Consider the following 22,806-nt stretch of genomic DNA (forward strand, 5'->3'; position numbering starts at 1 on the left):
CGATCCTAAGTGACGACGGCGTTGTTCCTGGTGTCGCGAACGGCGGCTACCACGACGAGCGCGGTGCCGACCAGTGCCCAGCAAGTCAGCACGACGACGGCGGTGGAGGCGCCGGCGCCCCCGAAGGCGGTCGTCGAGCGCAGCAGCGTGGCTGTGGCGCCCTGGGGAAGCAGCTGGCCGAACTGCCCCCAGCCGGCGGGCAGCATCTCCGGTGCCCCGGCCAGACCCGACAGCGGGTTGCCGACGAGTACGGCCAGCAGCGCGCCGATCACCAGACCGGGCCTGCCGAACAGTGAGCCCAGGCCCAGGATGGCGAGCAGTGCGGCCGCGACCCCGAGGGTGAGGCCGGCGGCGACGCCCCAGAAGTTCTCGTCGATGGACCCGAACACGAACCACAGCAGCGCGGCGATCGTCACCCCGGCCACCCCGGAGAAGACGACCGCGGCGGCGAGCCGTGTCCACGGCGCCCGGGGCAGCACCAGCAGCAGCGCGACCGCGGGCAGCAGTCCGGCCAGGGAGAGGGGTAACGCCGAGGCCGCGAGTCCGGCGCCGCGCGGGTCACGGTCCGGCAGCGGGGCGAGGTCCACGGTCTGCACCGGCAGGTTGGCGCGTGCGCCCAGCTGGCCGCCGAGCTGGGTGAGCAGTTGCGCGACGGCGGGGCTTCCGCCGGAGGCGATCAGCAGGGTGGCCGGCTCGGCCGGCCCGGACGGCAGCGCGAAGCCGCCGTAGACCTCGCGGTTTTCGATCGCGTGGGTGAGCGCGGCGCGGTCCGGGTAGGACGTCACCGCGAACGCCCCCGGCGCGTTCTGGTCCAGCATCCCGGTGAGTCGCCCGGCGGCATCGGCGTTGCCTGCGATGCCGATGGGCACGTCGCGGGGCCCGGAGTGGACGGCGGGTAGCGCGAACGCGAGCGTCAGGATCGCCAGGACCACGGTGACGGCCACGATGATGCCCGCAGCGCGGGCAGCTGCGGAGGGTCCGGAGTGCGAGTGTGTCGAGGTCATGGCGAACCTTTTTCATTCAGCGTTGAATTAATGCCTGCAGCGTAAGCCCCGCGCGGGAGTAATTCAATAGCTGTTGAAAAGTGGTACCGTCGGCGCGTGCCGCGATCTGCCGAACCCACCAAGCGCCGGGGACGTCGGCAGGGCGGACCGGTGTCGAAGGACACGGTGCTGGCGGTGGCGAAACTGCGCTTCGCGAAGGACGGCTACGAGAAGACGACGCTGCGCGCGATCGCCGACGAGGCCGACGTCGACCCGTCGATGGTGTTGTACCTGTTCGGCTCGAAGGAGCAGCTGTTCCGCGAATCGCTGCGACTGATCATCGATCCCGAGGTGCTGGTGGCGGCGCTGACCGGGGCCGACGGTGGCGACGCCGACATCGGGACCAGGGTGGTGCGCACCTATCTCGGGATCTGGGAGTCCCCGGAGAGCGCGGAGTCGATGCAGGTGATGCTCTCCTCGGCGACCTCGAATCCCGATGCCCACGAAGCGTTCCGGAGCTTCATGCAGCACTATGTGCTGACCGCGGTGTCCGGTGAGCTCGGCGGCGGCCCGCAGGCACGTCTGCGCGCCATGCTGGCGGCGAGCAGCCTGGTCGGCACCGCGCTGCTGCGCTACGTGCTGAAGGTGGCGCCGCTGTCGGAACTGTCGGCCGAGGAGGTGGTCCGGCTCGTCGCGCCGACCGTCACCCGGTATCTGACCGCCGACGCCGACGAACTCGGCCTACCCGAGTAGGGCGTGAATTCCCTTGTACAGCACCATCGCACCGATGACGACGAGGATCGCCGCGACCAGCGCGGCATGCCGGCGCTCCATCCAGTCGTTGAGCCGGGTGAGTGCCGGGTCCAGTCGCCGGCCGGAGATCGAGTAGCCGAGGATCGGCAGGGCGACCGTCACGCCCGCGACAGCGACGAACCAGACCACCGCGCCATACACCGAAGGGTATTCCAGGCCCGCCGATCCGATCGCCAAACCCGCTGCGACACAGATCAACAGCACCTTCGGGTTGAGCACGGTCAGCGCCGCGGCCATCCCGCCGGCCTTGGCCGGGGTCAGCGTGCTCATCCTGGTCATCCAACCCGGCATGTGTTCGGACTTCTCCCGCGTCAGCCAGCGGTAGCCGCCGAACACGATGAGCGCGCCGCCGACCACGATGCGCAGCCACGACGCCCAGCCCGGAGGGTGCCCACCGATTCCACCGATCAAGCTGGACAGCTGCAGGGCCAGGACGGTCAGCACGGTCAGGCCGATCAGCCAGCCGATCAGGAACGCCAGGCCCGTCGGACGCGGGCGGGCACTGCGCAACACCAGAACCGCGGGGATGATCGACAGCGGCGACAGCGCGATCACCAGCGCGAGTGGAATGAGCTCTGTCAGGATCGAGCTCCAGCTAGCCGACACCGGGAGAAGTTAGCATTCGCGGGGCACAGCGGGGCGTCGATGAGTCCGGCCGCCCGTCCGGGTCGATACCTGAGACGGGAGAGGAGGATCGCATGTCCATCGAGCACGCACTCGCGGTGGTGCACGTCAGCGACCTCGGCGCCAGTGGGCGGTGGTACACGTCGCTGTTCGGGCGCGCCGCGGACAACAACCCGATGTCCACGCTGGTCGAGTGGCAGGTGCTACCGGGTGCCTGGGTGCAGGTGTTTCACGACCCGGATCGCGCCGGCACCGACGAAATCAACTTCGCGGTCGACGATCTGGAGAGCCACATCGCCGAGTTGCGGGAGCGCGGCCTGGATCCCGGCGACATCGTCGAAGCGAGCAAGGGGGTGCGGCTGTCCCGGTTTCCGGATCCCGACGGCAACGTGATCAGCCTCATCGGTGGCTTCCGCGTCGAATACTGACTCGACGTCAGTGGGGGATGGGGAGCTTCAGCCGGAACTCGAGGACCTCGCGGATCGTCCCGGCGTCCTGGCCCCGCATCCGGAACAACGCGGACAGAAGCTCGTACTGCGCCGCGCGGGCCAACTCGGATGCGCGGGCGGCGACCGCGACGATCTCGTCGCCCAGTTCCGCCTCGGTCAGGTGGACGACGTTCGGGGACAGGTCGATCCGCTGTATCTGCCCGTTGAGATAGGCGGTGGCCGTGACGGTCAGGCTCGCGTTGCTCGCCGAGAACACCGGCTCGGGGAGTGTCACCGGTGACCCGGTCTCATCGTGCCGCCGATGTTGCCGCCCGAATCCTGGTCCGTCCATGCGTACTTCTCGGCCGCACTGTCGAGATTCTCAGCCAGGGCTTCGGACATCAACCGCACTGCGGTACCGGCTTTCGCTTTCGCCAGCGCTGCGTCCTGTGCGGCGAGGTAGGTGGACCTGCAAGCGATCCCGTGGCTCCTCAGCACCGAGCCTGCCTCGGTGGCCGTCAGCGGAGCGGCATCCGCGATGTCCGCGGCGGCATCACGCTGGCGGCTGGACAGATCTCGCAGATGCGAAGGAACAACGTGAAGTTCACCGCCAGGAGAAGTCATCGTCTGCCTTACATGCGGATCGGGTAGCCGTCTCGGGCCACCTGGTCATACAGCGCCACCGCATCCATGAGCGTCGCGGCGGCACGTGTGGAATGGGCAGTCAACTGCGTCATGTGCCAGATGCATATCGGCATGGCGGCAGCGACCGCGGCCGTCTCGATCGCGTGCGCGACTGCCTTGCCGTGCTTGCCGAGGGCACGCGCGGCCAACGCGGGAACGATCGCGTTGCCCATCACCGTCGCGGCCTCGTTGAACGCGCGGCGCGCAGCGCGGACCTCACCAGCTTCTGCCGACAGCGCCATACGGACTTTCAGGTCGGCATCCACGATCTTCCGGACCCGGGCAAGCTGCTGCTCGTTGGCCTCCTGGTAGGCCTGCGAAGCCTCACCGCGCCAGCGATGGTCGGGCATCGCCGAATCGAGCGTCTCGCCGACCTGATTGAACCGCTGGGCGCTTTCGCTGTACGTGTCGCCTTCAGTCGGGATGTTCGCGCCGCCACACTGGTCCTCCATCACGGTGACCATCTTCAAACCTCCTTCGATGATCAACGTCCGCGTAGCCAGGGGGAGGAGGCCCTGCGCCACACTCGCGACATCGCCGAAATCCCCCGCGAGGTTCCACACGGCATCGGGGCCGAGATCAGCGGCTATGTCGCCGACCGCGAAGAGGCTGGTGATCGCCTCGCCTGCCGTGCCGATGGGGCCGACAGGGTCGGCCCGTTGCATCGACTCACCGACTCGCTGCATCAGATCGCTGTAGAAGTCGAAGAGGCTCAAAGGCAATCCCCCAATCGTCCCTGTCGACCGTAACCCGATGACGAGGTATTCCGGTGCGCCAATCTGCCGCCGGGCGTGGGTACGATTCGGCGAGGGCTGAGGGGAGGTGCCGGCATGGAGGAATACGGAATCCGCACCGGCACCTCGGGCTGGTTCGCCGACCCGTGGAACCCGGCGTCGTTGAGGTACTTCGACGGTGACCGATGGACCGGCCACGTCATGGATTCTCCGGCCGCAGCGCTTCCGCAGATCGCCGGGTATCCGCTCGGCGAGACCATTCTCTATCTGAGGGCGATCGTCAGTAGGTTCGACCGCGACATCGCCTGCGCCATCGAGGGAGACGACGGGCGACACCTCGGCTGGATCGGACCTGCGGCCGATGTGCCGGCTCTACGACTGAGCGCCTCGGATCAGAAGTTCGCGATGCTCGACCCCGGTGGTGCATCGAAAGCGTTCATCGTGCGTGCCGGTGGCCGAAATGACCAGCGCCTCACCTTGATCGACAACGAGGGCCGGCTTCTGGGGCAGCTGCGACAAGTCAGTACGTACTGGCGTCAACTGTTGCGCACATCGCGGATCACGATGCAGATCGAGTCCAGGGAACATGAATTGGCGAAGGCGGATGTGTCCATCGATCCCCACAGACGTGATGCGCGCGTGGCCGAACCGATCCGCGACGGCACCGGGGGAGTATTGGCGACCGTGGAACGGCAATGGCGACCCACCTCGTCGATGACCGACCACTTCGACTACCGGCTGAACTGTCTGCGCAGAAGCTCCGATCCTTTGCCGACGCTGTTGCTGGTCACCGCCTTCGCGCACTATCTCTATGACCGGCTGGCGGTGGGCGGTGCCGTGGGAGCACTGGGGAAGGCGATCTCGCGTCCGACATGGGAGGTATGAAGCACCCGTCGGCGACACTGCAATTCGGCGCCGGCGTGCCGGGCCCGGTCAGGTGCCTTCGAACTCGTTCTGTCCCAGGCCGTCGAGGAACCGCGGCCCCAGCAGGCCGAGCTCGTCCAGATAGGCGGCACCCCAGGCGCCGAACGGGTGGTGCGCCAGGTACTCGTTGCGGAAGCGGTCGTCCTCGGACACCTCGGTGGTGCAGAACGACGGGATCACCAGGTCGACCACCGGACTGCCGCGCTCGACCTCCGAAAGCATCAGCGGCGCGTTGGCGCCCAGGAACCGGTCGATGACCCAACCGTCCTCGCCCAGCCAGACCGACGACCTGATCTTGAGGACGACGTGCTCGGCCCGCGAGACGATCTGGCCGGCCACCAACGGGTCGAGCTCGCGCTCGGCCTCGTAGCGGGTGCCGCCGGCCGCAGGTCCCTTGGCGGTCATGGTGCCGATCGCGTCGTCGCCCAGCGCCGCCACCAACTCGGCCGGGGAGGCGTCCAGATTCTCGGGTGCGGCGCCCTGAATCCGCACGCGCACCGCGTAGCCGTCCGCGGCAAACAGGTAGGCCTGCGCGATCAGCGCCGGAGTCGGGTCGGACGCAGCGACGGCAGGCATCTGGCGGACGAAGAACTTCCGTTCGAACTCGAAGTCGCCGGATTCGGCCATAGCGCGAGGCTAACCCGGGCAGCCCCGCCGGGGCGGGTAGGCCGTCCGCGACTCGCGGTGCCGATCTGGCAAAATAGTCAGAGTTGAGCGGAACACACTCAACCTTGACGGCGTTGCTTTAGGGGACAAGCATTTCATGGGCCGGTTGTGCGGCCCTTCGGACATGGAAAGGGAGACATCGTGGACTCCTTCAATCCGACCACCAAGACCCAGGCGGCCTTGACGTCGGCGCTACAGGCGGCAACCACTGCAGGCAACCCGCAGATCACGCCTGCCCACCTGCTGATGGCGTTGCTGACACAGAACGACGGTATCGCCGCACCACTGTTGGAGGCCGTCGGCGTCGACCCCGGCACCGTCCGGGCCGAGACCCAGCGTCTGCTCGACCGGCTGCCCACCGTGAGCGGCTCCACCACCCAGCCCCAGCTGGCCCCGCAGGCGATCGCAGCCATCACCGCGGCCACTCACCTGGCCACCGAGATGGCCGACGAATACGTCTCCACCGAGCATCTGCTCGTCGGGCTGGCCACCGGCGATGCCGACACCGCCAAACTGCTGACCGGCCACGGCGCGTCCCCGCAGGCGTTGCGGGAGGCGTTCGTCAAGGTCCGCGGCAGTGCGCGGGTCACCAGCCCCGACCCCGAGGGCACCTACCAGGCGCTGGAGAAGTACTCCACCGACCTGACCGCCCGCGCCCGGGAAGGCAAGCTCGACCCGGTCATCGGCCGTGACACCGAGATCCGCCGGGTGGTGCAGGTGCTGAGCCGCCGCACCAAGAACAACCCGGTGCTCATCGGCGAGCCCGGCGTCGGCAAGACCGCGATCGTGGAGGGTCTGGCCCAGCGCATCGTCGCCGGCGACGTGCCCGAGAGTCTGCGCGACAAGACCGTCGTGTCCCTGGACCTCGGCTCGATGGTGGCCGGCGCCAAGTACCGCGGTGAGTTCGAGGAGCGGCTCAAGGCCGTCCTCGACGACATCAAGAACTCGGCCGGCCAGATCATCACGTTCATCGACGAGCTGCACACCATCGTCGGCGCCGGTGCGACCGGTGAATCGGCGATGGACGCGGGCAACATGATCAAGCCGATGCTGGCCCGCGGCGAGCTGCGGCTCGTCGGCGCGACCACGCTCGACGAATACCGCAAGTACATCGAGAAGGACGCCGCGCTGGAGCGCCGGTTCCAGCAGGTGCTGGTCGGCGAACCGTCGGTGGAGGACACCGTCGGCATCCTGCGTGGCCTCAAGGAGCGCTACGAGGTGCACCACGGTGTCCGCATCACCGACTCGGCGCTGGTCTCGGCGGCCACGCTGAGCGACCGCTACATCACCGCGCGCTTCCTGCCGGACAAGGCCATCGACCTGGTCGACGAGGCCGCATCGCGGCTGCGCATGGAGATCGACTCCCGGCCCGTCGAGATCGACGAGGTCGAGCGGCTGGTCCGTCGCCTCGAGATCGAGGAGATGGCGCTGGAGAAGGAAGAGGACGCCGCCTCCAAGGAGCGGCTGGAGAAGCTGCGCTCCGAGCTGGCCGACCAGAAGGAGAAGCTCTCCGAGCTGACCACGCGGTGGCAGAACGAGAAGAACGCCATCGACATCGTCCGCGAGCTCAAGGAACAGCTGGAGGACCTGCGCGGAGCGGCCGACCGGGCCGAACGCGACGGCGATCTGGCCAAGGCTGCCGAGCTGCGCTACGGGCGGATCCCCGAGGTCGAGAAGAAGCTCGACGCGGCCATTCCGACCGCGCAGGCGCAGGAGAACGTGATGCTCAAGGAGGAGGTCGGGCCCGACGACATCGCCGACGTGGTGTCGGCCTGGACCGGCATCCCGGCCGGCCGGATGCTCGAAGGCGAGACGGCCAAGCTGCTGCGCATGGAGGACGAGCTGGGCAAGCGCGTCGTCGGTCAGAAGAGGGCCGTCCAGGCCGTCTCCGATGCGGTGCGCCGGAGCCGGGCCGGGGTCGCCGACCCGAACCGGCCGACGGGCTCGTTCATGTTCCTGGGCCCGACCGGTGTCGGTAAGACCGAGCTGGCCAAGGCGCTGGCGGAGTTCCTGTTCGACGACGAACGCGCGATGGTGCGCATCGACATGAGCGAGTACGGCGAGAAGCACTCGGTGGCCCGGCTGGTCGGTGCTCCTCCCGGCTACATCGGTTACGACCAGGGTGGTCAGCTGACCGAGGCGGTGCGCCGGCGTCCGTACACGGTGATCCTGTTCGACGAGATCGAGAAGGCCCACCCGGACGTGTTCGACGTGCTGCTGCAGGTGCTCGACGAGGGCCGGCTGACCGACGGTCAGGGCCGCACGGTCGACTTCCGCAACACCATCCTGATCCTGACGTCCAACCTGGGCGCAGGCGGCTCCGACGAGCAGGTGATGGCGGCGGTGCGCTCGGCGTTCAAGCCGGAGTTCATCAACCGCCTCGACGACGTGATCATCTTCGACGGCCTCAACCCGGAGGAACTGGTCTCGATCGTCGACATCCAGCTGGCTCAGCTGCAGAAGCGGCTGGCCCAGCGCAGGCTGCACCTGGAGGTCTCGCAGCCTGCGAAGAAGTGGCTGGCAGAGCGTGGTTTCGACCCGCTCTACGGCGCCCGTCCGCTGCGCCGGCTGGTGCAGCAGGCGATCGGCGACCAGCTGGCCAGGCTGCTGCTGGCCGGTGACGTGCACGACGGCGACGTGGTGCCGGTGAACGTGAGCCCGGACGGCGACAAGCTGGTTCTGGGCTGATCTGACCGCGAAGACCCCGTCACACCCTCGGGTGTGGCGGGGTTTTTCGTGCCGACCTCACCGAGAGGGCGTCCAGCGCGTCATCCGGGCCGGAATCGCGCTCCAGGCGCACTCTCGGCGCCGGTTCGCCCGGGCAGTCTGCCCCGAGACCGGGTTGTGACCCATTCGGATTCGGAGTGCACCGCATCGAGCGGATACTCTTGACCTAATGGTTCCGCTCTGGTTCACGCTGTCCGCACTCTGCTTCGTGGGTGCGGCGGTTCTGCTGTACGTCGATCAGGACCGACGCCGTGGACTCGGCCGTCGGCGCAAGTCGTGGGCGAAATCGCACGGCTTCGACTACGAGCAGGAATCCACCGACATCCTCAAGCGCTGGAAGCGCGGCGTGATGTCCACCGTGGGTGACGTGAGCGCCCGCAACGTGGTCCTCGGCCAGATCCGCGGCGAGGCGGTCTTCATCTTCGACCTCGACGACGTGGCGACGGTGATCGCGCTGCACCGCAAGGTCGGCACCAACGTCGTCGTCGACATGCGCCTCAAGGGCATCAAGGAACCCCGGGAGAGCGACATTTGGCTGCTCGGGGCGATCGGCCCGCGGATGGTGTACTCGACCAACCTCGACGCCGCCCGCCGTGCCTGCGACCGCCGCATGGTGACGTTCGCCCACACCGCGCCCGACTGCGCCGAGATCATGTGGAACGAGCAGAACTGGACGCTGATCAGCATGCCGATCACCAGCACCAGGGCTCAGTGGGACGAGGGGCTGCGCACCGTGCGCCAGTTCAACGACCTGCTGCGGGTGCTGCCGCCGGTGCCGTCCGCGGCGGCGGGCCAGCCTGTCGCGCGTCGCGCCGGCTCGCCGAGCCGTCCGCTCACCCCCGCACCCGCCGGGCCGCCCCGGCCCGACGCCGGCCGGCCGGATGCGCAGCGGCGCAACCCGCCGCCCCCGCCGCCGCCGCGTAACGGGCGGCAGTCGCCGAACTATCAGCGATAAGTATTCTCTGGGGCATGTCCCGCCCCGTCGCCCTGATCACCGGACCGACGTCCGGACTCGGTGAGGGTTTCGCGCGCCGGTACGCCGCCGACGGGTACGACCTGGTGCTGGTCGCCAGGGACGCCGCCCGGCTGGAACGCCTCGCCGCGGAACTGCGCGATGAGGCCGGGGCCCGCGTCGAGGAACTGCGCGCCGATCTCGCCGAGGCCGCCGACCGCGCCGTGGTCGCCGAGCGTCTGCGGGCCGGCGTCGACGTGCTGGTCAACAACGCAGGCTTCGGCACCTCCGGGGAGTTCTGGACCGCCGACTACGCGCTGCTGCAGTCCCAGCTCGATGTCAACGTCACCGCCGTCATGCAGCTCACCCACGCCGCACTGCCCTCGATGCTGGCCGCCGGGTCGGGCACCGTGCTCAACGTCGCGTCGGTGGCGGGCCTGCTGCCCGGCCGCGGATCGACCTATTCGGCGTCCAAGGCGTGGGTGGTGTCGTTCTCCGAGGGACTGGCCAACGGCCTCGGCGGCACCGGGGTCGGCGTGCACGCGCTGTGCCCCGGCTTCGTGCACACCGAGTTCCACGAACGCGCGGGCATCGACATGGCGGGCACGTCCTCGTTCCTGTGGCTCGAAGTCGACGATGTGGTCCGCGAGACGATGGCCGACATCGCCAAGGGGAAAGTGTTGATCGTCCCCGGGCTGCAGTACAAGGCGATCACCACCGGCAGCCGGGTGGTTCCGCGCAACCTGGTGCGCGCGTTGACGCGAGTGGTCGGCAAGGGCCGCGGGCGGACCTGAGAACCTGTGCGGATAATCGCGATACTGGCGGCGATCATGCTCGCCGTCACCTCATGCTCGGAGGCGCAGGGCCGCGCCGACGTCTTCTCCGCGGCCACCGCGACGATCGGCGAATCCCTTGCCGCCCTTGGCTGGAACATGTCGGTGGCCAACCTGCGGTTCGACGCCGAGAACGTCCTGGTCGACGTCGAGGCGTCGCCGGCGCGCGAGGGTGAACCGCACGCCGCGGCCGAGGACATCCGGTTCGGGCTGTACGGCGCGCTGGCCCACCCCATCGAGGCCACCGCGATCGGCAGCTGCGACGACGTCACCAGCCTCGACATCCGGCCGGCGACGGCGCCGACGCCGGACCGGCTGACCGGGACGGTCTGCCTGGGCCCGCTGCGCGACCGGTCCCAGGTGCGCGGGGTGTACGTGTACTCGCCGCGTGACCGCATGCCCGGGACCACCGTCGCCTATCCCGCTGCGTTCCCGGTCGGGTTGCCCGCCACCACCGGCACCGACACCGGGTTGACGCTGAAGACCACCAGCGTCGACGCGTTCCGCGCCGACGGCGCCATGCTCGATCCCACCGCACTGGGCGACCCGGCGGCGTTCAAGGGCGACGGCTACATGCTGCTGGGGCTCGAAATCACCGGCCTCGCAGCGCGTTACCGCGACGACTCAGCGCAGCGCGGCGGCCCGATGATGGTGCTCACCGCGCCCACATTGCCGGGCAAGGGGCTCAGTCACGCCTGCGGGGTTTACGGATCCTCGGTGCTCGTGCTGCCCGACGCGTCCCGGGACAGCGTGCAGGTCAATGTGTCGCTGTGCACCCAGGGCGAGATCAACGCGGCGCTGCTGTACGCCACGGTGTCGCTGATCGGCACACACGCGGCGCTGTGGACCACCGATGACTGATCGGCCCGGCCCGACCGAGTGGGGTGAGGGGCCAGGCGTCGGGCCGTGGCTGGGCCCGCTGCCCGACGACCCGCGCTACGACCCGGAACTGTTGCGCGACGGCGACTCCCGCAATGTCGTCGACGCCTACCGGTACTGGACACGCGAGGCGATCATCGCCGACATCGACGCCCGCAGGCACCCGCTGCACATCGCGATCGAGAACTTCGGCAACGACGCCAACATCGGATCGGTGGTGCGCACGGCCAACGCGTTCGCGGTGGACACCGTGCACATCGTCGGCCGGCGCCGGTGGAATCGGCGCGGCGCCATGGTGACCGACCGCTACCAGCGGTTGCGCCACCACGACACCACCGCCGAACTTCTCGAGTTCGCCGCCGAGGCCGGGTTGGCGGTCGTCGCCGTCGACAACGTCCCCGGTGCGGCGCGCATCGAGGAGGCCGAACTTCCTCGGAACTGCCTGCTGATCTTCGGACAGGAGGGCCCCGGCATCACCGATGACGCGAAAGCCGGTGCCCCGTTGACGGTCTCAATCGCCCAGTTCGGGTCCACGCGCAGCATCAACGCGGGCGTCGCGGCCGGTATCGCCATGCACGCCTGGATCCGCCGGCACGCCGACCTCGACCGCGCCTGGTGAGTCCTCCGGGGCCGGCCGCAGCAGCCACCACACCGCGAACGAGGCGGTGAGCAGCAGCACCGCTCCGACCGCCGACGCGGTGGCCAGCCCGTGGGTGAACGACGTCCTGGCCGCATCGAGCAGTGCGCCCTGCTGATCCGGCGGCAGTGCGTCCGCGGCGCGGAGCGCGCCGGGCAGCGAGTCCCTGGCCTGATCGGCCACCACTGCCGGCAGTTGCGGCGCCAGGATGAGCGTGCGGTACACGGCGGTGACGATCGAGCCGAGCATCGCGATGCCCAGCGCCATGCCCAGTTCGTAGGCCGTCTCCGAGACCGCGGCCGCCGCGCCGGCCCGCTCCCTGGGCACGCTGGCCAGGATCACGTCGCTGGCCACCGTGAACGCCAGGCCGAGACCGACGCCGACCACGAACAGCGTGATGCCCAGCGGCAGGTACGGCGTGATCGGGGTGAACACCAGCAGCGAGGTGGTCAGCGCGGCCATCGCCACGCCGACCAGGGCGAGGCCCGTGGTCAGCACGGAGCGGTGCGAGAAGTGGCGCACGGCCACCCCGGCCAGCACACCGAACACCGTGGCGGTCACCGCGGCGGGCAGTTCGGCCAGCCCCGCCTTCAGCGGGCCGTACCCGTGCACGAGCTGGAAGTACTGGGACAGGAAGAACACCAGCCCGGACAGGCCGAGCACCGAGAGCAGGTTCGCGCCCACCACACCGGAGAACCTCGGGTTGGCGAACAGCCGGACGTCGATCAGCGGTGCGGGCAGCCGCAATTGGCGGCGCACGAACAGCGTGAGCGCCGCGGCGCCGGCGAGTGCGGCGATCACGACATCGACGCCGATACCGTGCGCGATCCCGGCGAAGCCCTCCTTGAGGGCGTAGACCACGCCGAGCATGCCGGTCATCGACAGCGCCACGCTGGGCAGGTCCCACGGGCCGGGGTCGGGATTGCGGTGTTCGGGCAGCAGCAGCAACCCGGCGACGAGCAGCACGACCATGACGGGGACGTTGATCAGGAAGACCGAACCCCACCAGAAGTGTTCCAGCAGAACGCCGCCGACCACCGGGCCGAGCGCGGCGCCCGCGGAGAACGCCGAGGCCCAGATTCCCACGGCGATGCTGCGCTCGCGCTGGTCGGGGAACAGGCCGCGGATCAACGCCAGTGTCGCCGGGGCCAGTGTCGCGCCGGCCATCCCGAGCAGCGCCCGGGTGCCGATCAGCATCTCCGGCGACGTCGAATACGCGGTGAGGGCCGAGATGGCGGCGAAAGCCGTTGCGCCGCAGAGCAGCAACTTGCGGTGCCCGATGCGGTCGCCGAGGCTGCCCATGGTGACGAGGAGCGCGGCGAGCACGAACGAGTAGATGTCGCCGATCCACAGGATCTCGGTGGCGGTGGTGCCGAGGTCAACGCTGATGAACGGGGTCGCCAATGCGAGCACGGTGCCGTCGATGCCGATCAGCAGCACCGCGAGCGTCAGAACGCCCAGGGCCAACCAGCGGCGGGTCACGCGGTCACCCCGTTGAGCAGCAGGCCGATGATGAGCCGGTCGAAGTCACGGGCTGCGGCACGACCGGCCTGGATCGACCACGCGGTGCCGCCGATCAGGCTGTAGAACGCCTCGGTGAGCCACGCCGCGGTCAGTTCGGGGCGGAACTCCCCGGATCGCTGGCCGCGCTCGAACAGTGCGGTGATCTCCCCGTCGATCGTCTGCCACGCCTCGAGCGTGGTGTCCATGTCGATCTGCTGGCTCTGGTTGTAGAGCAGGGCCAGGTACGGCGACACCGGCTCGCACGCGGAGACCAGTCGGCGCAGCGCATCGGTGGCCGAACCCTCGTGCAACCGGACGGTGTCGAGCGCCCTGCCCATCTCGGCGATCGCGAGTTCCTCCAGCGCCGTCATCAGCGCGAGGCCGGCGAAGTGCCGGTGCAGGGTCGCGCGACTCACGCCGATGGCGGACGCGATCTCGTCCTGGGTGGCGTTCGGCCGGCGGCCGAGGAAATCCGCGGCAGCCCGCAGCAACTCTTCACGGGTGGCAGACATGCGACGATAATAGCTCATCTGAGACAAATTTGTCTCATGGTGTCCGGGTGGTCATTAGGGCAGGATCGAGCGCATGGATCAGTTGTGGGCCAACCGCGCGGCCAGCGCCGAAGCCGCGGTCTCCGCCCGGCACCTGCGGCGGCTCTGGGCTCTGCCGGGCACCCAGCTCGGCGTGGTCGCGTGGCCCGCAGACGCCCCGCACCGCAGATTCGGCACCTGGCACTACTGGTGGCAGGCGCACCTGCTGGACAACCTGGTCGACGCGCAGGTGCGCGATCCGAAGCCGGAACGGCTCACCGCCATCACCCGCCAGATCCGCGGCCAGCGGCTGCGCAACCTCGGCCGGTGGACCAATGACTACTACGACGACATGGCCTGGCTGGCGCTGGCACTGGAGCGCGCGGGCGGCTGACCGCGGTGCGCAGGCCCAAGGCGCTGGCGACGCTCGCCGACCAGTTCCTCACCTCGTGGGTGCCCGAGGACGGCGGCGGCATCCCGTGGCGCAAACAGGATCAATTCTTCAACGTGCCCGCCAACGGTCCGGCGGCGATCTTCCTGGCCCGCTACCTGTCGTCTCGGGGCGAACCTCTGCGTCGGGCCCAGCAGATGGCCGACTGGATCGACGAGACCCTCATCGACCCGGAGACCCACCTGGTCTTCGACGGCATCAAGGGTGGTTCGCTGGTGCGCGCGCAGTACACCTACTGCCAGGGCGTCGTGCTGGGCCTGGAAACCGAACTCGCGGCCCGCACCGCGGACGCCCGGCACCCCGAACGGGTGCACCGGCTCGTGGCCGCGGTGGCCGAGCACATGGCTCCCGACGGGGTGATCAAGGGTGCAGGCGGCGGTGACGGCGGGTTGTTCAACGGCATCCTGGCCCGGTACCTGGCGCTGGTGGCCACCACCCTCCCGGGGGAGTCCGAGGACGACGTCCGGGCCCGCGACACCGCCACCGGGCTGGTGCTCGCGTCGGCCCGGTCGGTGTGGGACAACCGGCAGACCGGCAAGGACACCGACGACCTGCCGTTGTTCCCCGCGTTCTGGGACCGGCCTGCCGAACTGCCGACCGCGGGCACCGCCGACGCGCAGTTCGTCGACGGAGCGGTCAACTCGTCGCAGATCCCCGAGCGCGACCTGTCGGTGCAGCTGGCCGGATGGATGGTTCTGGGGGCGGCACATGTTGTGACCGCAGGTGACAGTGACTGAATCGACCCAACAGCGAGGGTTCCCCCTGCTTCCCGCGCGGCTGGGCCGCGGCAGCCGGGCCACCAGGACCACGGACAACACCGCCGCAGCACTGTTGCTGACGTTCACCGTCATCGCCATCCTGTGGGCGAATTCGCCGTGGGCGCAGAGCTATTGGTCCCTGCTGGAGACTCCGATCGAGTTCGGTGTCGGCGGCCACCGCGCCGAGATGACGGTCAAGCACGTCGTCAACGACGCACTGATGACGTTCTTCTTCTTCATCGTCGGCCTCGAGGTCACCCGCGAGTTCACCATCGGGGAACTCACCGACCGGTCGCGGGCTGCGGTGCCCGTCATCGCCGCAGCGGCCGGGCTCATCATGCCCGCGGTGGTGTTCCTGGCCTTCAATCCGTCGGGGGAGAACGCGCACGCCTGGGGTGTGGTGATCTCGACCGACACCGCCTTCCTGGTCGGCGCGCTGGCGGTCATCAAACCGATGTTCCCGGCCCGGCTGCGCCTGTTCCTGCTCACGCTCGCGGTGGTCGACGACGTCGGCGCGCTGATCGTGATCGCGGTGTTCTACTCCGACAGCATCCAGCTCGGACCGCTGCTGACCGCGGGGGCGCTGCTGGTCGCGCTCGCCCTGGTGCGCTTCCTGCCCGCCGCGCGCGGACCGGCCTACGCGGTACTGGGTGTCGCGCTGTGGATCGCGTTGTACCTGGCCGGAATCCACCCCACCCTCGCCGGGGTGGCCGTCGCGGTGCTGATCCCGGTGTTCACCCCCGAACGCGCCCCGGTGGAACGGGCGGTCGAGCAGATCCGGGTGTTCCGGCAGTCGCCGAACTCCCAGTACGCGCGCGCGGCGAGCCGCTCCCTGCGGGAGTCCATCTCGATCAACGAGCGGATGCAGACCGCGGTCGGGCCTGCGGTGTCGTTCCTGATCCTTCCGCTGTTCGCACTGGTCAACGCCGGTGTGGTGCTCGACGCGCACAGCCTGTCGACGGCAATGCGGTCACCGCTGACCTGGGGCGTCATCGCCGGTCTGGTGGTGGGCAAGTTAGTCGGGATCACCGGCGCCACCTGGCTGGTCCGGCGCACCGGACTGGGCCAGCTGGCGCCCGGACTGACCCTGCGCAGAGTCGCCGGCGGCGCTGCGCTGTCGGGCATCGGGTTCACGATCTCGCTGTTCATCGTCGACATCGCGATCGACGATCCGGGCCGGCAGGACCAGGCGCGGATCGGCGTGCTGTCGGCCTCGGTGATCGCGTTCACCCTCGGCTGGGCCATCTTCCGGATCACCGACTGGCTCAGCCCGCCCGAGCCCGTCGGGCTCAAGCTGCTGCGACCGGTCGACCCGGCCCGCGACCACATGCGCGGCCGGCTCGATGCGCCACTGACCCTGGTCGAGTACGGCGACTTCGAGTGCCCGTTCTGCAGCCGGGCCACCGGCATGATCGACGAGGTGCGCGCCCATTTCGGCGACGATCTGCTGTACGTGTGGCGGCACTTCCCGCTCGAGCGCGCCCACCCGCGCGCGTTCGACGCGGCCCGCGCCAGCGAGGCCGCCGCGCTGCAGGGACGGTTCTGGGAGATGGCGCACGAACTGTTCGACCACCAGGACGACCTGGAGTGGACCGACATGTACCGCTACGCCGTGGCGGCGGGCTGCGACATCGAGCAGTTCGACCATGACGTGCGGGTGCACTCGTCGAAGGTGCTGCACCGGGTCGAGGACGACGCCGAGGACGCCGAGGCGATGGACCTCAACGCCACCCCGACGCTGTTCGTCAACGGCATCCGCCACCGGGGCCCGTGGGACGCGGCGAGCCTGATCCGGTCGCTGGAGTCCTCGCGGGTGAGCCGCTCCTAAGCAGTCGGCTCGGAGGTCGGGTCGCTGTTCTTGCCGCGGGACCGCCGGCGCGTCAGCTCAAGCACGATCGGGACGACCGACACCACGACGATGATGATGAAGATGATGTCGACGTTCTCGCGGATGAACGTGATCTGGCCGAGCAGGTAGCCCAACAGGGTCAGGCCCGCGCCCCAGACGATGCCGCCGGTGACGTTCCACATCAGGAACGTCCGGTACCGCATGTCCGCGGCGCCGGCCACCAGCGGCGCGTAGGTGCGCACGATCGGCACGAACCGCGCCAGGAAGATCGTGATCGGCCCGTACTTCTCGAAGAACTCGTGGGCCTCGTCGAGGTAGCGCTGCTTGAACAGCCGCGCGTCCTCCTTGAACAGCCGGGTACCGCCGTGCTTGCCGATGTTGTAGCCGACCTGGTCGCCGAGGACGGCGGCGATCGGGATGGTCAGCATCAGCACCCACAGCGGCGCGAACGGCGGGACCTCCTCGGACCCGCCCGCGGCCACCAGACCCGCGGTGAACAGCAGCGAGTCGCCGGGCAGCAGCGGGAACAGCAGACCTGATTCGATGAAGACGACGAGCAGCAGCCCGGCGAGTGTCCAGGTTCCGAACGAGTTGAGCAGGTTGACCGGCTCGAGGAAACCCGGCATCAGGGCGAGAGTGTCGACGACCACGGCTCCCTAGGGTACCGGCGCGCGATCATCCCCCCGAATCATCGTGATCGGCTTACTGTCGGTTATGCCCACCCACACGGCGGTACAGATCGCGTCGGTCAACGAAGAACTCACCGTCGTCGAGGTCGACACGCAGCCTCCGGCGCCCGGACACGTCCGCATCGACGTGGCAGCCTGCGGCGTCTGCGGAACCGATCGGGAGTTCCGTGCGGGCCACTTCCCCGGTCTGCAGTGGCCGCTGACCCTCGGACACGAGATCGCCGGAACGGTGGCCGAGCTCGGCGACGGCGTCGAGGACTTCGCCGTGGGTGACCGGGTGGCCGTCGGCTGGTTCGGCGGCAACTGCAACCGCTGCGTGCCGTGCCGCAGGGGGCTGTTCATGCAGTGCGAGCGGATGCAGGTGCCGAGCTGGCAGTACCCGGGCGGCTACGCGGAGTCGGTGACGGCCCCGGCCACGGCGCTGGCGCGGATCCCCGACGGGCTGTCGTTCGTCGAGGCCGCGCCGATGGGCTGCGCGGGTGTGACGACGTTCAACGGGCTGCGGCAGACGCGGGCCAAGGCCGGCGACCTGGTCGCGATCCTCGGTGTCGGCGGGCTGGGCCATCTCGGCGTTCAGTGGTCGCGGGCGATGGGCTTCGAAACCGTCGCGATCGCCCGCGGGCAGGGTAAGGCCGAGGAGGCCACCGCACTCGGCGCCCACCACTACATCGACTCGACCGCGCAGGACGTCGCCGCGGAACTGACCAGGCTCGGCGGCGCGGCCGTCGTGCTGGCCACCGCGAACAACGCCGACGCGATGGCCGCCACCGTCGGCGGCCTCGGCCCAGCCGGGGAACTCGTCGTCGTCGGTGTGACCGGCGACAACCTGCCGATCAGCCCCATCGATCTGATCAACGCCGGGCGCTCGGTGACCGGGCACCCGTCGGGCACGTCGCGCGACGTCGAGGAGACGTTGCACTTCGCGCTGCTGTCCGGGGTGCGCGCGAAGGTCGAGGAAGTGCCGCTGGCCAAGGCGGCGCAGGCCTACGAGGCGATGGACTCCGGCCGCGCCCGCTACCGGATGGTTCTGACCGTGTGAGCCGCCCCCGTTCTTGACATAATTTCCGCAACGCCCGCCGAGAGGAAACGCCATGCCCATCGCCACGCCTGAGGTCTATGCCGAGATGCTGGCCAGAGCCAAGGAGCATTCGTTCGCGTTCCCGGCGATCAACTGCGTCGGCTCCGAGAGTGTCAACGCCGCGATCAAGGGATTCGCCGACGCCGGATCCGACGGCATCATCCAATTCTCCACCGGCGGTGCGGAGTTCGCGTCCGGCCTGGGCGTCAAGGACATGGTCACCGGCGCGGTGGCGCTGGCCGAGTTCGCGCACGTGATCGCCGCCCGGTACCCGATCACCGTCGCGCTGCACACCGACCACTGCCCGAAGGACAAGCTGGACACCTACGTGCGCCCGCTGCTGGAGATCTCCTCGGAGCGCGTGCGCGCGGGCGGCAACCCGCTGTTCCAGTCGCACATGTGGGACGGCTCCGCGGTGCCCATCGACGAGAACCTCGCGATCGCGCAGGAACTGCTCAAGCAGGCCGCGGCCGCCAAGATCGTCCTGGAGATCGAGATCGGCGTGGTCGGCGGCGAGGAGGACGGGGTGGAGGCCGAGATCAACGAGAAGCTTTACACCACCCCGGAGGATTTCGAGAAGACCGTCGAGGCCCTCGGCGTCGGCGAGCACGGCAAGTACCTGCTGGCCGCGACGTTCGGCAACGTGCACGGCGTCTACAAGCCCGGCAACGTCAAACTCAAGCCCGAGGTGCTGGCCGAGGGCCAGCGCGTCGCGTCGGCCAAGCTGGGTCTGCCCGAGGGCTCCAAGCCGTTCGACTTCGTGTTCCACGGCGGTTCGGGCTCGTTGAAGTCCGAGATCGAGGACGCACTGCGCTACGGCGTGGTCAAGATGAACGTCGACACCGACACCCAGTACGCGTTCACCCGCCCGATCGTCGGGCACATGTTCACGAACTACGACGGCGTGCTGAAGGTGGACGGGGAGGTCGGCAACAAGAAGGTCTACGACCCGCGCAGCTACTTCAAGAAGGCCGAGGCCGGCATGAGCGAGCGGGTCGTGGAGGCGTGCAACGACCTGCACAGCGCGGGCCGCAGCGTGTCGGCGAGCTGACCGCCGGCCGAGCGGGGACTGCTGGGGCCGGTCAGGTGGGGGCCTGGCAGATCTTCCACTCGTCGTCGCGGAACTGCAGGTCGAAGCTGCGCGTCGAGCGGGTCTGCGGCGCGTAGGCCATGAACGTGGTGACGTTGGCCTCGGCGTGGTCGCCGTTGACGACGATCTGGTCGATGCTCGCGACGACGGGGTAGCGGCCGGCCTCCGCGACGCGCCGGTGCGTCTCGGCCCACCGCTTGTCGTCCAGGTTGTTGTACGCCTCGGCGGTGGTGCCGCACGTGATGGTGCGCAGCGTCGCGAGGTCACCCTTCTCGATCGCGGCGTCGTAGTTCTGGATCGTGGCCCGGACCATGTCCTCCTGCGACGCGCCGGGTTCGGACCCGCGCGTCAGCAGCACCGTGCCCAGGATCGCCACGGCGACGAGCGCGCCGATCACCAGCACGATGGCGATCACCCAGCCCCAGTTGCGCTTGGCCGTCGGCGGCTTCGGAGCCTCGCCGCGGGGTGGGATGACCTGTGGCGCAACAGGTTTCTGCACCGCGAATTGCTCGGTCGGGGCGCCTGCGTCGCCGACCGGGAACTGCTCGGTCACCGGGTCGGTCGGCCGGTCGATGATCGTCGTGGAGCCCGCATCGAAACCGGACGGCGCGGTGAACCGTCGCTCACCGGACTGCTCGGGGTCCTCGGCGGGCTGCTCGGACGGCGCGAACACCTCGGTCGCCGGTTCGTGCTCGGGGTCGGATCCCCGCAACGCCTCGGTCTCGGCTTCGGCGGAGGCTGGTTCCCGGTCCGAATCGTCCGGCCCTGTGGGGTTCGACATACCGCGGAAGCTTAGCCATCCGCGGTGACGGCTGCGCGCGCCCGGCACGGCACAATGGTGCCCATGACTCGGATGGGTGACCTTCTCGGACCGGACCCTGTGCTGCTGCCCGGCGACCCCGCCGCGGAAGCCGAACTCGACGCGGCGGAGAACCCGTCACTGGTCGCCGCGGCCCACCCCGCGGCGTCGATCGCCTGGGCGGTGCTCGCCGAGCGGGCGCTCGACGACGACCAGGCCGTCACCGCGTACGCCTACGCGCGCACCGGCTACCACCGCGGTCTGGATTCGTTGCGCCGCAACGGCTGGAAGGGCTTCGGCCCGGTGCCCTTCGCCCACGAGCCCAACCAGGGGTTCCTGCGCTGCGTCGCGGCGCTGGCCCGCGCGGCCGAGGCGATCGGCGAGCAGCCCGAGTACCAGCGCTGCCTGGACCTGCTCGACGACTGCGATCCGTCCGCGCGCGCCCAGCTCGGGCTCGGCTAGCGCTTCTGACTCTCGCAGTCGCAGCCTGCGGCGGTGTCGGGCGGCTCGATCTGCACCGTGGAGTGGTCCAGCCCGCGCGCGGTCAGCACCGCACGCGCTTCGTCGAGGACCTGTGCGGAGTGCCGATCGCTGGTCAGATGAGCGGTGACCATGTCCTTGCCCGGTACCAGCGTCCACACGTGCAGATCGTGGACCTCGGTGACGCCGTCCACCGCGCCCAGCGCGGCGCGCAGCTCTTCGACGTCGATGTGGCTCGGTGAGGACTCCGACAGGATCCGCAGCGCCGACCGGGCCAGCGAGATGGCCCGGGGCAGCACCCACAGGGCGACCAGCACCGCGACGACGACGTCGGCGTACGGCCAGCCCGTGGTGACGGTGACGATGCCTGCGATCAGCACCCCGATGCTGCCCAGGGTGTCGGCGACGACCTCCATGTAGGCGCCCTTGACCGCCAGGCTCTCCTTGGAGTGCGAGCGCAGCAGCAGCACCACCGCGGCGTTGGCCAGCAGGCCGGCCAGCGCGACGACGATCAGCGGCACCCCGGGGACCTCCGGGGCGTGACCGATCCGTTCGACGGCCTCGTAGAGGATGAACGCGGCCACGCCGAGCAGCAGTGCGGCGTTGGCGACGGCGGTGAACACCTCGGCGCGGTGCCAGCCGTAGGTCCGCGACGGCGAGCTGCTGCCCCGTCGGGCCAGCAGCACGGCGGTCAGGCCCATGAACATCGCGACCAGGTCGGTCAGCATGTGGCCGGCGTCGGCCAGCAGCGCGATGGAGTTGATCGCGAGCGCGGTGGTCAGCTCGACGACGAAGAAGATCGTGAGGATGGCCGCCCCGAGCACCATCCGGGAGACCTTCGTGTCACCGCCGTGGCTGTGATCGTGTCCGGCGCCCATGCGGTGAAATATATGCGCACTATCGCATATGTGACAAGGCTCAGCCCCAGGCCGACCAGAACCGGGTGAGCTGGCCGCCGATCGCCGAGAGCGTCGGCGGGACCCCGGACAGGTCGAACAGCCAGTACACCGCGCCGAAGAACCACTGGTTCAGCGGCGGCGCGATCAGCAGGATCAGCAGCAGGAAGAACCCCCACTGCTTGGCCGGGAGCAGCGCCCGCCGGGTGTCCGCGCTCAGATGCGGCTCCAGCGCGCCGTAGCCGTCCAGGCCGGGGATCGGCAGCATGTTCAGCAGCAGCGCGGTGACCTGCAGGAAGCCCAGGAACGCGACACCGGACCAGAACACCGAGTGTGCGCTGTCGAACAGCGCCCGGGTCAGCCCGAGCAGCAGCACCGCGAACACCAGGTTGACCGCGGGCCCGGCGAGGTTGACCAGCGTCTTCTCCGGCCGGTCAGCCCCGCGGTCTGCAGGTAGACCGCGCCGCCGGGCAGCCCGATGCCGCCGAGCGCGATGAACAGCACCGGCAGGCCCAGCGACAGCAGCGGGTGCGAGTACTTCAGCGGGTTGAGCGTCAGATAGCCGCGCGCGGCGACGTCGCGGTCGCCGAACCGGTACGCCGTGTACGCGTGGCCGAATTCGTGCAGGCACAGCGACACCAGCCAGCCGGCGATGACGAACACGAACACCCCGAGGTAGGCCAGCGGCCGGATCTGCCCGGCTGCCGCCCAGGCCAGCGCGCCGCCGCCCGCGGTGGCCGCCACCACGGCGAGGAAGATCGGGCTGGGCCGCACCCGGTCCAGCCTATTTGTCTCCGAC

The 22,806-nt window shown here is 69.4% G+C and carries 23 protein-coding genes and 3 pseudogenes; 14 read left to right on the forward strand and 12 right to left on the reverse strand.

Going from position 1 to position 22,806, the window contains the following annotated elements; translation table 11 throughout:
- Positions 1 to 5: 5 nt before the first annotated feature.
- Complete coding sequence (locus tag C6A87_RS02745; protein WP_311115863.1) at positions 6 to 1,004, reverse strand: ABC transporter permease; 999 nt, start codon at positions 1,002 to 1,004, stop codon at positions 6 to 8.
- A gap of 150 nt (positions 1,005 to 1,154) precedes the next feature.
- Between C6A87_RS02745 and C6A87_RS02750 the strand changes: the two genes are divergently transcribed.
- Positions 1,155 to 1,736 carry a TetR family transcriptional regulator gene (locus tag C6A87_RS02750; RefSeq protein WP_396837149.1) on the forward strand — a complete coding sequence of 194 codons (582 nt, stop codon included), beginning with the start codon at positions 1,155 to 1,157 and terminating at the stop codon, positions 1,734 to 1,736.
- Here the strand turns inward: C6A87_RS02750 and C6A87_RS02755 are convergent.
- Positions 1,725 to 2,402, reverse strand: coding sequence for a GAP family protein (locus tag C6A87_RS02755; protein WP_311115865.1), 678 nt, complete (start codon positions 2,400 to 2,402; stop codon positions 1,725 to 1,727). The genes C6A87_RS02750 and C6A87_RS02755 overlap by 12 nt on opposite strands.
- Positions 2,403 to 2,494: 92 nt before the next feature.
- On the opposite strand from C6A87_RS02755, the gene C6A87_RS02760 reads away from it, so the two are divergent.
- Positions 2,495 to 2,848, forward strand: a complete 354-nt coding sequence (locus tag C6A87_RS02760; protein WP_311115866.1) for a VOC family protein — start codon at positions 2,495 to 2,497, stop codon at positions 2,846 to 2,848.
- A 7-nt stretch (positions 2,849 to 2,855) separates the two neighbouring features.
- Here C6A87_RS02760 and C6A87_RS02765 read toward each other — a convergent pair whose 3' ends face one another.
- Genes C6A87_RS02765 through C6A87_RS02775 form a run of 3 tightly spaced genes read right to left on the reverse strand, consistent with a single transcriptional unit; the run spans position 2,856 to position 4,248 of the window.
- Positions 2,856 to 3,143, reverse strand: a complete 288-nt coding sequence (locus C6A87_RS02765; protein WP_311115867.1) for a hypothetical protein — start codon at positions 3,141 to 3,143, stop codon at positions 2,856 to 2,858.
- Positions 3,140 to 3,472 (reverse strand): type VII secretion target, encoded by a 333-nt coding sequence (locus C6A87_RS02770; RefSeq protein ID WP_311115868.1) that lies wholly within the window; start codon positions 3,470 to 3,472, stop codon positions 3,140 to 3,142. The genes C6A87_RS02765 and C6A87_RS02770 overlap by 4 nt, the downstream gene beginning before the upstream one ends.
- An 8-nt stretch (positions 3,473 to 3,480) precedes the next feature.
- Positions 3,481 to 4,248: an EspA/EspE family type VII secretion system effector gene (locus C6A87_RS02775; RefSeq protein ID WP_311115869.1), complete on the reverse strand. Its 768-nt coding sequence runs from the start codon at positions 4,246 to 4,248 to the stop codon at positions 3,481 to 3,483.
- Positions 4,249 to 4,362: 114 nt separating this feature from the next.
- On the opposite strand from C6A87_RS02775, the pseudogene C6A87_RS29150 reads away from it, so the two are divergent.
- Both C6A87_RS29150 and C6A87_RS02780 read left to right on the forward strand, forming a co-directional pair.
- Positions 4,363 to 4,446: pseudogene (locus C6A87_RS29150) on the forward strand (hypothetical protein); the annotation flags it as partial.
- A 21-nt stretch (positions 4,447 to 4,467) separates the two neighbouring features.
- Positions 4,468 to 5,151, forward strand: a complete 684-nt coding sequence (locus tag C6A87_RS02780) for a DUF2510 domain-containing protein (protein WP_396837151.1) — start codon at positions 4,468 to 4,470, stop codon at positions 5,149 to 5,151.
- A 48-nt stretch (positions 5,152 to 5,199) separates the two neighbouring features.
- Here the strand turns inward: C6A87_RS02780 and C6A87_RS02785 are convergent, their stop codons facing one another.
- Positions 5,200 to 5,817, reverse strand: coding sequence for a hypothetical protein (locus C6A87_RS02785; RefSeq protein WP_311115871.1), 618 nt, complete (start codon positions 5,815 to 5,817; stop codon positions 5,200 to 5,202).
- Between the two features lie 180 nt (positions 5,818 to 5,997).
- Between C6A87_RS02785 and clpB the strand changes: the two genes are divergently transcribed.
- The 5 genes from clpB to C6A87_RS02810 all read left to right on the forward strand — a co-directional run bounded on the left by clpB (position 5,998) and on the right by C6A87_RS02810 (position 11,866).
- Positions 5,998 to 8,544: an ATP-dependent chaperone ClpB gene (gene clpB / locus C6A87_RS02790; RefSeq protein WP_311115872.1), complete on the forward strand. Its 2,547-nt coding sequence runs from the start codon at positions 5,998 to 6,000 to the stop codon at positions 8,542 to 8,544.
- A gap of 208 nt (positions 8,545 to 8,752) precedes the next feature.
- Positions 8,753 to 9,538 carry a trehalose monomycolate transport factor TtfA gene (gene ttfA, locus C6A87_RS02795; protein ID WP_311115873.1) on the forward strand — a complete coding sequence of 262 codons (786 nt, stop codon included), beginning with the start codon at positions 8,753 to 8,755 and terminating at the stop codon, positions 9,536 to 9,538.
- Positions 9,539 to 9,552: 14 nt separating this feature from the next.
- Positions 9,553 to 10,329, forward strand: a complete 777-nt coding sequence (locus tag C6A87_RS02800) for an SDR family oxidoreductase (RefSeq protein ID WP_311115874.1) — start codon at positions 9,553 to 9,555, stop codon at positions 10,327 to 10,329.
- Positions 10,330 to 10,365: 36 nt separating this feature from the next.
- On the forward strand, positions 10,366 to 11,229 hold the full coding sequence (locus tag C6A87_RS02805) for a hypothetical protein (RefSeq protein ID WP_311115875.1): 864 nt from the start codon (positions 10,366 to 10,368) through the stop codon (positions 11,227 to 11,229).
- Positions 11,222 to 11,866 (forward strand): RNA methyltransferase, encoded by a 645-nt coding sequence (locus C6A87_RS02810; protein WP_311115876.1) that lies wholly within the window; start codon positions 11,222 to 11,224, stop codon positions 11,864 to 11,866. The genes C6A87_RS02805 and C6A87_RS02810 overlap by 8 nt, the downstream gene beginning before the upstream one ends.
- Here C6A87_RS02810 and C6A87_RS02815 read toward each other — a convergent pair.
- The gene (locus C6A87_RS02815; protein ID WP_311115877.1) at positions 11,759 to 13,366 is read right to left on the reverse strand and encodes an MFS transporter; all 1,608 of its coding nucleotides are present in this window, start codon (positions 13,364 to 13,366) and stop codon (positions 11,759 to 11,761) included. The two genes, C6A87_RS02810 and C6A87_RS02815, sit on opposite strands and share 108 nt — an antisense overlap.
- Positions 13,363 to 13,899: a TetR/AcrR family transcriptional regulator gene (locus C6A87_RS02820; RefSeq protein WP_311115878.1), complete on the reverse strand. Its 537-nt coding sequence runs from the start codon at positions 13,897 to 13,899 to the stop codon at positions 13,363 to 13,365. The genes C6A87_RS02815 and C6A87_RS02820 overlap by 4 nt, the downstream gene beginning before the upstream one ends.
- Before the next feature lie 73 nt (positions 13,900 to 13,972).
- Here C6A87_RS02820 and C6A87_RS02825 point away from each other — a divergent pair.
- Positions 13,973 to 15,105 (forward strand): annotated as a pseudogene (locus C6A87_RS02825) (glycoside hydrolase family 76 protein).
- On the forward strand, positions 15,098 to 16,954 hold the full coding sequence (gene nhaA, locus C6A87_RS02830) for a Na+/H+ antiporter NhaA (RefSeq protein ID WP_311115879.1): 1,857 nt from the start codon (positions 15,098 to 15,100) through the stop codon (positions 16,952 to 16,954). Before C6A87_RS02825 ends, nhaA begins: the two are co-directional and overlap by 8 nt.
- On the opposite strand, the gene C6A87_RS02835 is transcribed toward nhaA, so the two are convergent.
- Positions 16,951 to 17,601, reverse strand: coding sequence for a VTT domain-containing protein (locus tag C6A87_RS02835; protein WP_311118164.1), 651 nt, complete (start codon positions 17,599 to 17,601; stop codon positions 16,951 to 16,953). The genes nhaA and C6A87_RS02835 overlap by 4 nt on opposite strands.
- An 88-nt stretch (positions 17,602 to 17,689) precedes the next feature.
- On the opposite strand from C6A87_RS02835, the gene C6A87_RS02840 reads away from it, so the two are divergent.
- Together C6A87_RS02840 and fbaA are read left to right on the forward strand one after the other, a co-directional pair.
- The gene (locus C6A87_RS02840) at positions 17,690 to 18,703 is read left to right on the forward strand and encodes an alcohol dehydrogenase catalytic domain-containing protein (RefSeq protein ID WP_311115880.1); all 1,014 of its coding nucleotides are present in this window, start codon (positions 17,690 to 17,692) and stop codon (positions 18,701 to 18,703) included.
- A gap of 52 nt (positions 18,704 to 18,755) precedes the next feature.
- Entirely contained in the window at positions 18,756 to 19,793 is a 1,038-nt protein-coding gene (fbaA, locus tag C6A87_RS02845; protein ID WP_311115881.1) for a class II fructose-bisphosphate aldolase, read from the forward strand.
- A 31-nt stretch (positions 19,794 to 19,824) separates the two neighbouring features.
- Here fbaA and C6A87_RS02850 read toward each other — a convergent pair whose 3' ends face one another.
- The gene (locus C6A87_RS02850; RefSeq protein WP_311115882.1) at positions 19,825 to 20,613 is read right to left on the reverse strand and encodes a DUF4878 domain-containing protein; all 789 of its coding nucleotides are present in this window, start codon (positions 20,611 to 20,613) and stop codon (positions 19,825 to 19,827) included.
- A gap of 63 nt (positions 20,614 to 20,676) precedes the next feature.
- On the opposite strand from C6A87_RS02850, the gene C6A87_RS02855 reads away from it, so the two are divergent.
- On the forward strand, positions 20,677 to 21,093 hold the full coding sequence (locus tag C6A87_RS02855) for a DUF3151 domain-containing protein (protein ID WP_311115883.1): 417 nt from the start codon (positions 20,677 to 20,679) through the stop codon (positions 21,091 to 21,093).
- On the opposite strand, the gene C6A87_RS02860 is transcribed toward C6A87_RS02855, so the two are convergent.
- Together C6A87_RS02860 and C6A87_RS02865 are read right to left on the reverse strand one after the other, a co-directional pair.
- On the reverse strand, positions 21,090 to 21,989 hold the full coding sequence (locus C6A87_RS02860; RefSeq protein ID WP_311115884.1) for a cation diffusion facilitator family transporter: 900 nt from the start codon (positions 21,987 to 21,989) through the stop codon (positions 21,090 to 21,092). The genes C6A87_RS02855 and C6A87_RS02860 overlap by 4 nt on opposite strands.
- A 40-nt stretch (positions 21,990 to 22,029) precedes the next feature.
- Positions 22,030 to 22,781, reverse strand: a pseudogene (locus C6A87_RS02865) (site-2 protease family protein).
- Positions 22,782 to 22,806: the final 25 nt, after the last annotated feature.

The organism is Mycobacterium sp. ITM-2016-00317, assembly GCF_002968295.1.
Lineage (GTDB): Bacteria > Actinomycetota > Actinomycetes > Mycobacteriales > Mycobacteriaceae > Mycobacterium.

What these genes read in the sequence shown, in the direction of transcription:
- C6A87_RS02745 (WP_311115863.1), bottom strand. Translation starts at nt 1,004, where the DNA reads ATGACCTCGACACACTCGCACTCCGGACCCTCCGCAGCTGCCCGCGCT.
- C6A87_RS02760 (WP_311115866.1), top strand. Translation starts at nt 2,495, where the DNA reads ATGTCCATCGAGCACGCACTCGCGGTGGTGCACGTCAGCGACCTCGGC.
- C6A87_RS02770 (WP_311115868.1), bottom strand. Translation starts at nt 3,472, where the DNA reads ATGACTTCTCCTGGCGGTGAACTTCACGTTGTTCCTTCGCATCTGCGA.
- C6A87_RS02780 (WP_396837151.1), top strand. Translation starts at nt 4,468, where the DNA reads ATGGATTCTCCGGCCGCAGCGCTTCCGCAGATCGCCGGGTATCCGCTC.
- C6A87_RS02785 (WP_311115871.1), bottom strand. Translation starts at nt 5,817, where the DNA reads ATGGCCGAATCCGGCGACTTCGAGTTCGAACGGAAGTTCTTCGTCCGC.
- ttfA (WP_311115873.1), top strand. Translation starts at nt 8,753, where the DNA reads ATGGTTCCGCTCTGGTTCACGCTGTCCGCACTCTGCTTCGTGGGTGCG.
- C6A87_RS02800 (WP_311115874.1), top strand. Translation starts at nt 9,553, where the DNA reads ATGTCCCGCCCCGTCGCCCTGATCACCGGACCGACGTCCGGACTCGGT.
- C6A87_RS02805 (WP_311115875.1), top strand. Translation starts at nt 10,366, where the DNA reads ATGCTCGCCGTCACCTCATGCTCGGAGGCGCAGGGCCGCGCCGACGTC.
- C6A87_RS02810 (WP_311115876.1), top strand. Translation starts at nt 11,222, where the DNA reads ATGACTGATCGGCCCGGCCCGACCGAGTGGGGTGAGGGGCCAGGCGTC.
- C6A87_RS02820 (WP_311115878.1), bottom strand. Translation starts at nt 13,899, where the DNA reads ATGTCTGCCACCCGTGAAGAGTTGCTGCGGGCTGCCGCGGATTTCCTC.
- C6A87_RS02835 (WP_311118164.1), bottom strand. Translation starts at nt 17,601, where the DNA reads ATGCCGGGTTTCCTCGAGCCGGTCAACCTGCTCAACTCGTTCGGAACC.
- C6A87_RS02840 (WP_311115880.1), top strand. Translation starts at nt 17,690, where the DNA reads ATGCCCACCCACACGGCGGTACAGATCGCGTCGGTCAACGAAGAACTC.
- fbaA (WP_311115881.1), top strand. Translation starts at nt 18,756, where the DNA reads ATGCCCATCGCCACGCCTGAGGTCTATGCCGAGATGCTGGCCAGAGCC.
- C6A87_RS02850 (WP_311115882.1), bottom strand. Translation starts at nt 20,613, where the DNA reads ATGTCGAACCCCACAGGGCCGGACGATTCGGACCGGGAACCAGCCTCC.
- C6A87_RS02855 (WP_311115883.1), top strand. Translation starts at nt 20,677, where the DNA reads ATGACTCGGATGGGTGACCTTCTCGGACCGGACCCTGTGCTGCTGCCC.
- C6A87_RS02860 (WP_311115884.1), bottom strand. Translation starts at nt 21,989, where the DNA reads ATGGGCGCCGGACACGATCACAGCCACGGCGGTGACACGAAGGTCTCC.